This is a genomic window from Paenibacillus sp. NPDC056933, from assembly GCF_042674385.1.
GTDB lineage: Bacteria > Bacillota > Bacilli > Paenibacillales > Paenibacillaceae > Paenibacillus.
Map to the genome: position 1 here is coordinate 719309 of NZ_JBHUQN010000002.1, position 12921 is coordinate 732229.

Here is a 12921-nt window from a genome sequence, read left to right on the forward strand (position 1 = left end):
AATTACCCTTTGACACTGCCCGCCGTTACACCTTCAATAATTTTCTCCTGAAGCACAGCGTAAATCACAATAACCGGTACAACACTGTATACAATTCCTGCTGACATTTGAGCATAATTCATCTGATACTGATCACGAAACTGGACCATGCCGACAGGCAGGGTACGCAGTTTATCGGTAGATAAGAAATAGTTGGCGAGTAAAAATTCGTTCCAGTTGCCGAGGAAATTCACGATAAACACCGTTACTATGGCCGGAACTGTAAGGGGTATCACTATTCTAGCAAAGATACCCGGAGCCCTCAACCCATCCATTACCGCGGCCTCCTCAATTTCTCCAGGAAGTGATCGCATAAAGGCTGCCAGAATAATAATCGTGAACGGAATTGCATTCGCAACATAAGGAATAATCAGCGCCAGATGTGTATCCAAGATGCCCAGCTTGCGTACCAGCAAATATATGGGCAGCATAAGTGCATTGTTTGGAATCAGCATGCCCGCGAGAATGAGACTGTACAGAATCATACTCCATTTGCGGTGTCTCATCCGGGTGATGGCAAAAGCAAACATCGCTCCCAGCACAATGGTTCCGGCAGAGGACAAGACCGATATGTACATACTGTTCCAGAAATACGTTCCGATCTTGGCGTTCACCCAGGCCTCCACGTAATTGTTAAACACCCAGGTTGAAGGCAGACCGAACGGATTCAGTGCAATCTCGTTGTTATCCTGTTTGAATGATGAGAAGATTACGAATAAAAAGGGAAACAGAATTGCAATCAAATAAAGCATTAACAACACATGAGGTATACTGCCTTTTATGCTTTTTGCCATCAATATTCCACCCTTTCGTTGCGTCTCGCCACCAGCAACTGATACACCGCGGTGAGCACAAGCGTCAGAGCAAAGATCAGAACCGCAATCGTGTTCCCATAACCGTATTTAAAATTGGTAATCGCATATTTGATCATATACGTGGCAAGCACTTCGGTAGATCCTGCGGGCCCGCCTTTGGTCATAACCAGCACAATATCCGCTGCTTTCATCGCTCCTGCAATGGACAACATGACCACAACGGAAATGATCGGTTTGATTAATGGCAACGTAATTTTAAACGCTCGCTGTACCGCAGTGGCTCCATCAATGGCCGCCGCTTCATCCAGATCCTTGGGAATAGCCAAAATGGCGGCCAAAACCATGACAATATAGAATCCCGTCCACTGCCAAGCGTTAGTTACGAGAATGGATATCATTGCGAACCGGTTATCGGACAACCAATAGACCGGGGATATACCGACGACTTCAAGCAACTGATTCAACAGGCCAATGTTGGGCTCGTAGATGAATCCCCACAGAATACCGATGACCGCTGTTGACATAATAGACGGTAAAAAGACAGCCGTCTTGTACAATCCCTTCAGTTTCTTAACGTTCGCAATAAGCAGTGAAAAAAGCACAATAATAGGTACCTGAATCAACACGGAAAATGCGATAAAGAAACCGTTATTGCGAGTGGAAATCCAAAACCGTTCGTCTGTCAGTGCCTTTGCGTAATTCGAAAGCCCCACAAAACGCGGCTCTGCGGATACCCCGTTCCAACTGGTCAGACTATAATAAAGTGAACTGCCGATCGGATACAGGAAAAACATAATAAACAGGATCAATGCCGGCAACACAAACAACGTATAGATCAGCGGGCTGCGGAGTGAAGTGTTCATGATCAACCTCCTTCAGTGACTTCAACTTCTTATGCTCATGAATCGTACAGATTCCTCAGCAGTGCAATTCTTTCATTAAACCAAGAGCCGTACCCCGGAAATAATTCAAACCGGGGTAAGCCAGCATGGTGATCAAGAGATATTCATTCTTTGCAAGATAGATCCATTATTCGACTGAAGCATTAGCCTCTTCCTGAACTTTTTGCAGTTCTTCCGCCATCTTCTCAGGAGTGGTCTGTCCACCAACCAGCTTCTGAATTTGCAGGTTGCTGATCTCAGTGGTTACATCCGCCTGTACGAGGGCATCAAATGCAGGGAACGAAGTCTGGGATGCATTGAGCACAGCTACGATTTCTTTCATCAAATCGTCGGTGATGCTGTCTGTCAGTACTTTTTCATCCAGCTTCATCGCTGGTAACACACCATCTTCTACGAGCCCGCGAACTTGCATATCTTCGTTGTAGAAGTTCTTGATAAACGCTTTAACTGCCGCAAGTTTCTGCGGGTCATCCGCAACTGCTGCGGAGAAACCGTATCCATTATTTACGTCACGCATCAAAGCTGTTTGATCTCCAGCACCGTTCTCTACCGGAGGCATATTGAAGAAACCGACCTTGCCAATCAGCGATTCTCCGCTTTGCCCTTCCTTGAAAACAGAAGATTTCCAAGTTCCGTCATACATCAGAATGGCTTCACCGCTCGTGAATTGAGTGGTGTACTCCGCATATTCGAAGCCAAGTTCACCTTTTTTGAAATAGCCTTTATCCACCCATTCTTTATGCTTCGCAAACCCTGCAACAACGCCCGGGTCAGTCCACTTGGCTTCGCCTGTCGCAAACTTCGCCGTAATATCAGGTCCAGCGTAACGGGACCACAGATGGTTCGTTAACATAAGCGGAACCCAGCCAGCCTTGGAAGCTGAAGCGAGTGGTACTTTGCCATCAGCCTTGATCTCGGCCAGCATGTTGTCGAGCTCAGCCATCGTTGTAGGCGCTTTCCAACCTTTTTGTGTAAAATACTCTTTATTGTAGAAGAAACCTTCACCGGAGCCCCCAATTGGAAGTCCATACACTTTGCCTTCATAGGTGAATGGCTCAAGTGATGAGAATTGGTCCTGAATACCCAACTCTTGCAGAATCGGCGTGAGATCCAGCAACATGCCTTCCTTGGCATACACTTTGGAGTCCGGGCTACCGAACAATTCGAAGATATCCGGTGGATTGCCTGCAGCCATCTCCCCGCGAAGTTTCTCCTTGCGGTTCACATCCGATTCGACTCCGTCCAGCGTAAAGGTCAGATTGGGTACCTCGCTCTCTACTTTGCCCACGACGTCCTGCAGAATGGCCAGCCTTTTTTGTTTGTCGGCGCCCACCTGGGTGTGACGGAGAAGCATCTCAACCGGCTCCTTGCGCGTCTCCGCGGGCGCATTACCGCCTCCTTGCTGCGGTTCACTACTTGAGCTCGAACATCCCGCCAAAGTCCATGAAGTGATAAGTAATAATGAAAGCAGTAATGTCATTCCTTTTTTCATCTGGTTGACCCTCCTCAAGATATTGAGCATTTGGCTTTACACTCTGATTATAAAAAGCCGGAGCTTACATCGTAAGGATGACAATTCATCAATGGAGGGATAAAATCCTTCACTGGACAAAACTTCTTGCACTTACAATGGATAACAACAACAAAAACAGCCCCTGCGAAACATGTTCGCAAGGACTGCTTGGTTGGAAGATCTATATATAACGGTAGTTACTTATTGAAGCAAGTGACACCCGCTGTTTCGGAGCGACCTTGTTCAATCAGGCGATATGCCCGCTCCACTTCCTCTTCACTTGGAGAAGGAACGCCGTCGAGTGGATACACTTTACCCATCGCCTGCCATTTGTAGATGCCCATCTGGTGATAAGGCAGGATTTCGAACTTCTCAACTCCATTTAACGTTCCAATAAACCGTCCCAGATTAAGCAAATCTTCTTCCTCATTGTGAATCCCTGGCACATACACGTGGCGAATCCACATTTTTCGTCCCTGTTCAGATAACCACTGTGCGGTGCGCAACGTTCTCTCGTTAGATTTGCCTGTTAGCTTAATATGTTTCTCATCATTGATATGTTTCAAATCAAGCAATACCAGGTCTGTATGATCCAAAAGGTCATGAATCCGGTCCGGTTCATTGAACCCGTTGCTGTCCAGCGTGGTGTGCAAGCCCCAGCGCCGTTTCGCTTCCTTGAAGACCTCGGCTACAAAATGAGCCTGCAATGTAGGCTCCCCACCAGATACGGTGAGTCCGCCACCAGAGCTGCGATAGTAGGACAAGTATGGCTCAATCTCGGCCAGTACCTCCTCCACGCTCATTTCTTTACCACCGTCCAATGCCCAAGTATCCGGGTTGTGACAATATTGGCATTTGAGCAGACATCCCTGCATAAAAAGCACGAAGCGGATGCCTGGGCCGTCAACCGTCCCGAAAGTTTCGAGTGAATGAATATGTCCGTTAACCATGATGCCTCTTCCTTTCTGTATCCGCATCCGCTGTGCGTTTAATATGTGGTTCAGTCTGTCTTTCCGGGCGGCTTTCTCATTTTAATTTCATTTACATGGAACCATGGAACGTCCGGTTGATGACATCGAGCTGCTGCTCACGTGTCAGCTTGATGAAGTTAACCGCGTAACCGGATACCCGTACTGTTAGTTGCGGATAGTTTTCCGGGTGATCCATCGCGTCAATCAACTGCTGACGATCAAATACGTTTACGTTCAGATGGTGTGCACCTTGACCAAAGTAACCATCCAGCATCGCAGTCAAATTGGATTTACGTGTATTCTCCTCTTTACCTAGTGCTTTTGGCACGATGGAGAAGGTATTGGAAATACCATCAAGACTGTGTTCATATGGCAATTTGGCTACAGAACCCAGAGATGCCAGCGCACCTTTTTTGTCACGACCATGCATTGGATTCGCTCCTGGTGCAAATGGTTCGCCTGCTTTACGGCCATCCGGTGTTGTACCTGTTTTCTTGCCGTACACAACATTGGATGTGATGGTCAGTACAGATTGCGTTGGAATCGCATTACGATATGCTTTGTGTTTGCGAATCATACCCATGAAGCTTTCCACGAGTTCAACTGCGATGCTGTCGACACTGTCTTCATTGTTACCGTAACAAGGGAAGTCGCCTTCAATTTCAAAATCAATCGCGATGCCTTGTTCGTTGCGGATCGGTTTGACTTTGGCATACTTGATTGCGCTCAGAGAGTCTGCTGCAACCGAGAGGCCGGCAATACCACATGCCATCGTACGAACGATGTCCCGATCATGCAGAGCCATTTCAATACGCTCATAGCTGTATTTATCATGCATGTAGTGAATGACGTTGAGCGAGTTCATATACAGTTTGGCGAGCCATTCCATCATCGGTTTGAAACGTTTCATAACCTCATTGTAATCCAGTACTTCGCTTGTAATTGCCGGATATTCAGGACCCACTTGAGCCCCCGATTTCTCGTCACGACCACCGTTGATTGCATACAGCAATGCTTTGGCGAGATTGGCACGAGCACCGAAGAACTGCATTTGTTTTCCGATCTTCATGGCAGATACGCAGCAGGCAATCCCATAATCGTCTCCATAGATTGGACGCATCAGATCGTCATTTTCATACTGGATCGAGCTCGTTTCAATGGATACTTTCGTACAGTATTGTTTGAACGCTTCCGGAAGCTTTGTGGACCAGAGCACAGTCAAGTTTGGTTCTGGTGCAGGACCAAGATTGTTCAGGGTGTGAAGGAAACGGAAGCTGTTTTTCGTAACACGGGTTTCACCGTTAACGGACATACCACCAATGGATTCGGTTACCCATGTTGGGTCTCCACTGAACAACTCGTTATAATCCGGCGTACGCAGGAACTTGACGATCCGCAGTTTCATGACAAAATGGTCAACCAATTCCTGAGCCTGTTCCTCCGTGAGCAAGCCTTCTTGCAAATCACGTTCGATGTAAATATCCAGGAAAGAAGAGACACGTCCGAGCGACATCGCCGCACCGTTTTGCTCTTTGATCGCAGCCAGGTAACCGAAGTAGAGCCATTGGAACGCTTCTTTTGCGGTTGTGGCTGGCAAGGAAATGTCGAAACCGTGCATTTCGCCCAATTGTTTCAATTCTTGCAATGCCCGAATCTGTTCGGACAGTTCTTCACGCAGACGAATGACATCTTCATCAATCACATCAACTTCGAGTGCATTCAGTTCGCCTTTTTTATTCCGAATCAGGAAGTCTACGCCATAGAGAGCTACCCGACGATAGTCACCGATGATCCGGCCACGGCCATACGCATCTGGCAGACCTGTAATGATTCCGGCTTTACGAGCTGCACGCATCTCGGAAGTATAAGCATCGAACACACCCTGGTTATGTGTTTTACGAATATTTGTAAATATATCAATGACGCCTTGAGGCAATTCAAAGCCGTATGCTTCACATGCATCAATCATCATGCGGATTCCGCCTGTTGGTTGAATGGAACGTTTGAATGGGGCATCAGTCTGAACGCCGACAATCTGCTCTTTGGTTTGATCCAGATATCCTGGTTGGTGTGAAACGATTGTAGCTGGTGTGTTCACATCAACGTCAAGGACGCCGCCGTTATCACGTTCTTTTTTGGTCAGATCAGATACAATATCCCATAATTCTTTTGTATTCTGGGTTGCCCCTGTAAGGAATGCTTCGTCACCATAATAAGGTGACAGGTTGTGAGTCAGAAAATCATTCACATCTACGGATTTGGTCCATGTTCCTTTGGTAAAGTTTCTCCAGCCTGTTTGTTGTTTGACATCTTTTTCGATCACCGACATTGTAATCCCTCCACTAATTTGGATTTCCGGACACATGACAGGATGCTTTACTCGTCTCATCTGTGCCCAGAGCCGCGATTAATGTGATTAATTTCACATGTAACCGGAACACGTTCTCTCTACTTGGGAACCGGAACCGCGGAATGAATGTTTTTCTTACACTTTCAGTATACGTCGTCGTTCTCTCCCACTCTGTGATTTTTATCACAAAGTCAGTGAACTAACTCACTCCACCTGCGCTGTGTCTCATTGAACCCGCAACTTTACACAGGATCACTGCGTGGCAGAACAACCTTCCAATCGCTGTTATCCCCAGATTTTTTTTGATTCCCTTCCGAAAAGGGAAAATCCGGGGATAAAGGCGAGCGCTTCGCTTTTTCAGGTTATTTCTGCCCCTCCGTTGTCGTGTAAAGGGATCGTTCAAACGGCCACATCACGGATTCCATATAACCTCTATAGCACCATTGCTCCGTTATACTCGGAGCAAACAAGGACTTAGAACTATTTCCTGAAAAATGGATACTCGCCTTTCCGTTTTTCTGCCCTCTTCGTTATTGTGTGAACATCTGGCTCAAACAGCCACATCACCGATTTCGTTGAACCTCTTTAAACTATTGCTCCGTTATACTCGGAGCAAACAAGGGCTTAGAGCTATTTCCTGAAAAACGGATACTTCGCTTTTCCGTTTTTCTGCCCGTTCTGCTCTGTTCGTCATCGTGTTAATGTCTCACTCAATTACGAATTTCGTATAACCTCTAAAAAGACGGCAATCGGGGCTCCCCTCTTGGGGAACCCTGATCTCTTTTACCGTAAGGCACTCTCTTAGTTCTAAATTCGTTATTCAAACTTTCCGTAGAAAGCGTTGCGGTATACATCTGCCAGTTCAGTCACCAGCGGCATTTTTGGATTGGCTGTTGTACATTGATCTTCGAAGGCACGGTCTGCCAGATAATCCACATGTGCTTCAAAGTCTTTGGCATCAAATCCGATTTCCTGGAACGACTCTTCAATACCTAATGTTTTGTTCAGTTTGCGAATGGCATTGATGAGGCTGGTAACCCCTTCTTCTGTCGTACGTGCAGGCAATCCGAGAATGCGGGCAATTTCGGCATAACGCTCATCTGCCACAAAGTGCGAATATTTCGGGAACGATGCAAATTTGGTCGGTTTTTTCGCATTATAGCGAATGACGTGTGGCATCAGGATCGCATTGGTACGTCCATGTGCTGTATGGTACTGACCGCCCCATTTGTGTGCCAAACTGTGGTTAATGCCCAGGAATGCATTGGCAAAAGCCATACCGGCAATCGTCGAAGCATTATGCATTTTCTCACGTGCCAGTTTGTCACCTTGTAGCGCCGATTGCTCCAGGTATTGGAATACCAGTTGGATGGCTTTAATCGCCAGACCATCTGTGTAGTCATTTGCCATGACGGATACATAAGCTTCAATGGCGTGAGTCAGTACGTCCATACCTGTGTCCGCGACAGCGGTTTTCGGCAGAGAGTATACAAATTCCGGGTCCACGATCGCCACGTCTGGTGTCAACTCGTAGTCTGCCAGTGGATATTTCGTATTGCCTTGATTTTTATCTGTAATAACTGCGAACGATGTGACTTCCGAACCTGTACCCGAAGTTGTCGGGATCGCTACGAATTTCGCTTTTACACCGAGACGTGGATATTTGTAAATCCGTTTGCGGATATCCATGAATTTTTGCTTCAAGTCGTTAAAGTCTGTGTCCGGATATTCGTAGAACAACCACATCGCTTTGGCGGCATCCATCGGTGATCCCCCGCCGAGTGCGATAATGCAGTCTGGTTGGAAGCGGCGCATCATTTCCGTACCACGGTCTACTGTTGTTGTCGATGGATCGGGTTCTACGTCAGAGAACACTTCAATAGCTACCGGCATTTGACGTTGACGCAGATAGTGCTCTACTTTTTCTACATAACCGAGTTTGACCATCATGGCATCCGTAATAATGGCTACACGAGTGATGTCCGGCATTTTGGCAAGATACTGTGTTGCACCTTTTTCGAAGTAGACTTTGTTCGGCACTTTGAACCACTGCATATTCACGGTACGGCGAGCCACCCTTTTCACGTTGATTAAATTCACAGCAGTTACGTTCGAAGAAGTCGAGTTACGTCCATACGATCCGCAGCCCAGTGTCAGTGACGGCATGTTGGTATTGTAGATGTCACCTATGGCGCCGTGTGTGGAAGGAGAATTCACGATAATCCGTCCGGTTTGCAGACGATCTGCGAATTTGTTAATCACTTCTTCGTTCGTCGAATGAATAACCGAGGAGTGACCCATGCCGCCAAAAGCAACCACTTCTGCTGCACGCTCAATCCCTTCAGCCGCCGTTTTCACTTTGTAACAAGCCAGTACCGGACTTAGTTTCTCAGCGGACAATGGGAACTTCGTACCTACCCCTTCAATCTCGGCTACGAGAATTTTGGTGCCTGCTGGAACTTCAATACCACACATTTGTGCGATAGTGACTGCGGATTGACCAACAATGGCAGGGTTAACCGCACATTTTTCAGCGTTAATCGCTCCTGCTGTCAGTTTTGCTGCCTCATCCTTGTTAACGAAGTAACAGCCATTCGCAATCATTTTCTTTTTCACCTGATCGAAGATCGGTTCTTCGATAATGACTGCTTGCTCGGAAGCACAGATCATGCCGTTATCGAACGATTTGGACAAAATCAGATCCGTTACTGCTTGGTTGATATCTGCACTTTTCTCAATAAAGCAAGGTACGTTCCCTGGCCCTACGCCCAGTGCCGGTTTACCACAGCTGTATGCAGCTCTCACCATGCCTGATCCGCCTGTCGCCAGAATGAGCGCCACGTCGTTATGATTCATCAAGGCATTTGTACGATCCATAGAAGGATCATCGATCCACTGAATGCAATCTGCTGGAGCGCCATGCTTCACTGCTGCATCACGCAGAATTTTGGCAGCTTCGCGGCTACAGTTCTGTGCAGATGGGTGGAAACCGAAGATGATCGGGTTTCGTGTTTTGATGGAGATCAATGCTTTGAACATCGTGGTGGATGTCGGATTGGTTACCGGGGTAATCCCCATGATGATGCCGACAGGCTCCGCAATTTTCTGGAAGCTTTCGTACTCGTTATCTTCAATAACCCCTACTGTTTTGTCATATTTGATGCTATGATACACATATTCTGTTGCAAATATATTTTTGGTGATTTTATCCTCATACACACCCCGGCCTGTTTCTTCCACGGCCATTTTGGCGAGCATCATATGTTTGTCTAGACCTGCAAGCGCCATCGCTTGCACGATCCGGTCAATCTGTTTCTGATCCATGGACATGAAAGCTGCGTGTGCTTTATTCGCTTTGTCAATTAACGTTTGAATATACTGACCTGCTGTCGGTTCTTTTACTGGGGCGACTTCGTTCTTTACAGCCATCTCCCTCATCCTCCTAAAGGTTCGTATTGGTTTGTCTCTCTTCTTTACATTCACATCGTACCATGGGGAAAGGGTTAATTATGTGATTTTTTTCACAAAGTATAACAAATTTAATTTAAGTTTTGTGGTTCCCTCACTTCGCCATTTACACTTCCTATTTAAACTATAGGGCTGTCCAATTCATCTTTCCCTTCTGAAAGTGAATTTAATCACAATGTTTGAAATTTCGCCATTTTTGCCCCCTATCCACGCCCCTCAAACGGCAAGATTAGGTATATACTGAACTTAAAAATTGAACCACCGCAATTTGTACCGTCCTTCCCGGCCGAGTTAGACCCTGATCAGGACGGCAACGGTTTGCGGCGAACCACGGAGGCCAGTCCAAGCTGCAGAAGGCCGTCCGATGGACACAAAGGGGAGATAGACTTATGAGAGAACAACTGAGTGTACTGGAAAAACGCGGCAATACCAACTGTTTCTCGGAAGCGAATTTCAACCATCTGCTCGTAACGATGAAGGACAGAACCTATCCGGAAGGAACCCATCTGTATTGGGAGGGAGATGTCTCTGACAAACTTTATTATATGAAACGGGGCCGTGCCCAGATCACCAAATCCACGGATGAAGGCAAGGAACTGATCATGTACATGTATCAATCCGGTGATATGATTGGTCAGGCCGACCCGTTCTTCGGGTCCAAACACAGCTTTTCAGCGGAAGTGCTGGAGGATAGTGAGATCGGAGTACTGGAGCACAAAGACCTGGAAATGCTAATCTGCCAACATTGTGACTTTGCGATCGACTTTATGAAATGGATGGGCATCCATCACCGGTTAACTCAGACCAAATTCCGTGATCTGATGTTGTACGGTAAACCGGGTGCACTTTGTTCCACGCTGATTCGGTTGTCCAATTCCTACGGCGAACCCCATGGAGAGCATGTCATGATTCATAAAAAAATAACACACACGGATCTGTCCAATATGATTGGAGCGACCCGTGAAAGTGTCAACCGCATGTTAAGCGATTTGCGTAAAAAAGACGCCATTGAATACGATAACGGCATGATTGTCATCAAGGATCTACAGATGCTGCAGGGCATCTGCCACTGCGAATTATGCCCTAACGAAATTTGCCGAATCTGACATCTGAGGATTTCCCCGTCTTATAAACATTTGATATGCAAATGAAAAAAGCCCATCTTCGATAACGAAGATTGGGCTTTTGTTATACTTAAGATATAGTAGTCAATTCAAGCTTTACTGCATCACGTGGATTCAACTTCATATCCAAACCGTTTTCCATTAATTCCTTGTCATTCACCATGATCATCCAGCGTTGGTTCATTCGGGGAATCACATTATCGACTGAAACAACAAATTTGTTGTTTTCCGACATTCTCACAATTCCACTGGACTTCAATACGTCACGCACAGTACATTCCTGAACATACACCCCGGCATATTGACGATTGAGATTCGGCATAATATTGCCGCCGCTCACCTTGAGCAATGTTGTTTGGTAAACAACATCATCGCCTCCACTGTCAGCGGCTTTTACATATATGATTACTTCATCTTTGGCATGAAGCTCCATGTCCCATTTTTCCGGGTCAATATCCTTGCCATTCAGTTTAACAGCCCAGCTAAGTGAGGAGTCCAGAGAAACTTCCCCCACGGATTGGATCCGCTTGCCATCTGCTGTAAAATCGACAAGTCCACTGTTCAATAGTGCTTTCTTGAGCGTCAGACCTTCACTAAAATCTCTCTTAATGGACTTCGTTGCATCAGGCAGAAAAGTGCTGCCATCCACAGCCACTGTTATGGTATTCGGTGATTCGGTCTCTTTGACGATTGGCTGTTCGGAAGGCTGTGTCTCACTACACCCGGCTAATATAACCAGAATAATCAGACATATACCTATGTAACCGGGGATTCTCTTCTTCATGTAGGTAACACCACCCTGCGTAAAATCATTCACCCTGTTGTCCATAACCTCTATTATGACACAAAATTCAGGCAAAAAAAGTGTCAATGCCGTTACTTTTCTTCCAGCGGGGTCCACAACTGGATCATACAAACAAAAGGAGCCTGCAAGCAGGCTCCTTTAAGTCTATCGTATTTAGAGTCTGTTGTTACAATGTTACTGAACGTAAGCCTGCATGTAGGTACGTCCTCCGTCTCCATCCTTTAGATAGGGATTAAGCCCGAAAAACTGTTCCTCTGACACATATACACCTGTTAACAAGCGGCCCTCAAGCAATGCTCCGTCCACCTGTACGCAGAATGAAGGTGCATCTACATACTCCTGATACAGTGGAATCTGACCGGATTGATGGTGTACCTTGGATACCTTTCCTTGCTCGTGCAGCGGACGTTCAGAGAAATAGGTAGGTACGATGTAACGGGCAATTACGTCCAGCTCCTGAACCGTGTAGAAGGTGTCATCACCAAGCCACGGCGCGAGCATGCGAATTTTCTCATACTGTGACCATACAATGGCCTGAATCAGCATTTCTGTCTGAACAAAGCGGCCTTCGCCTACATTCAGAAACAGACGCTCTTCATGAAAGACGGCCTCACCCTGAATGCCAATGGAATCGGGTTGTCTCATTTCACAACCGATACATTTCCAGCCTCTTGCTGTTTGAATCCACTTTTGCAGTACTGCCGGAGTCGGTCCCTGACCATTGCGATTCGACGAATGGGTCTTTTCTTCTGCAAGATCACCCTTAACTGAATGGGGATATGCAGTTCGTTTAAATAGCTCCGCAGCTTTTTTGTAGATTAGATGTACCTGTATGGATGCGCTCTCAAGTTCTGCAATATCTTGCTTGCCGTAGCGTACTTCACGGGATAAGCTTTCTTCTCTCATGACAAGTGGCCTCCTCGCTCCGGCCGCC

9 protein-coding genes are annotated in these 12921 nt (G+C 46.6%); 1 reads left to right on the plus strand and 8 read right to left on the minus strand.

From position 1 onward, the window contains the following. Nucleotides 1-2: 2 nt before the first annotated feature. From ACFTRD_RS18235 to adhE, 6 genes are all read right to left on the minus strand, one after another. Nucleotides 3-833, minus strand: coding sequence for a carbohydrate ABC transporter permease (locus ACFTRD_RS18235; RefSeq protein ID WP_379382443.1), 831 nt, complete (start codon nucleotides 831-833; stop codon nucleotides 3-5). Then, nucleotides 833-1717 (minus strand): carbohydrate ABC transporter permease, encoded by an 885-nt coding sequence (locus ACFTRD_RS18240; RefSeq protein ID WP_192268582.1) that lies wholly within the window; start codon nucleotides 1715-1717, stop codon nucleotides 833-835. Before ACFTRD_RS18240 ends, ACFTRD_RS18235 begins: the two co-directional genes overlap by 1 nt. A gap of 166 nt (nucleotides 1718-1883) precedes the next feature. After that, on the minus strand, nucleotides 1884-3248 hold the full coding sequence (locus tag ACFTRD_RS18245) for an extracellular solute-binding protein (RefSeq protein WP_379382445.1): 1365 nt from the start codon (nucleotides 3246-3248) through the stop codon (nucleotides 1884-1886). 218 nt (nucleotides 3249-3466) lie between these two features. Beyond that, nucleotides 3467-4219, minus strand: a complete 753-nt coding sequence (gene pflA / locus ACFTRD_RS18250; RefSeq protein ID WP_379382447.1) for a pyruvate formate-lyase-activating protein — start codon at nucleotides 4217-4219, stop codon at nucleotides 3467-3469. 91 nt (nucleotides 4220-4310) lie between these two features. After that, nucleotides 4311-6569: a formate C-acetyltransferase gene (gene pflB, locus ACFTRD_RS18255; protein WP_192268588.1), complete on the minus strand. Its 2259-nt coding sequence runs from the start codon at nucleotides 6567-6569 to the stop codon at nucleotides 4311-4313. An 837-nt stretch (nucleotides 6570-7406) separates the two neighbouring features. After that, nucleotides 7407-10019 (minus strand): bifunctional acetaldehyde-CoA/alcohol dehydrogenase, encoded by a 2613-nt coding sequence (gene adhE, locus ACFTRD_RS18260; protein WP_379382450.1) that lies wholly within the window; start codon nucleotides 10017-10019, stop codon nucleotides 7407-7409. Between the two features lie 428 nt (nucleotides 10020-10447). Between adhE and ACFTRD_RS18265 the strand changes: the two genes are divergently transcribed. After that, nucleotides 10448-11164, plus strand: coding sequence for a Crp/Fnr family transcriptional regulator (locus tag ACFTRD_RS18265; protein WP_379382452.1), 717 nt, complete (start codon nucleotides 10448-10450; stop codon nucleotides 11162-11164). 88 nt (nucleotides 11165-11252) lie between these two features. On the opposite strand, the gene ACFTRD_RS18270 is transcribed toward ACFTRD_RS18265, so the two are convergent. Both ACFTRD_RS18270 and ACFTRD_RS18275 read right to left on the minus strand, forming a co-directional pair. Then, a complete protein-coding gene (locus tag ACFTRD_RS18270) occupies nucleotides 11253-11966 on the minus strand; it encodes a hypothetical protein (RefSeq protein WP_379382454.1) in 714 nt (237 codons plus the stop codon). A 195-nt stretch (nucleotides 11967-12161) separates the two neighbouring features. Beyond that, on the minus strand, nucleotides 12162-12893 hold the full coding sequence (locus tag ACFTRD_RS18275) for a hypothetical protein (protein ID WP_379382456.1): 732 nt from the start codon (nucleotides 12891-12893) through the stop codon (nucleotides 12162-12164). Nucleotides 12894-12921 lie beyond the last annotated feature (28 nt).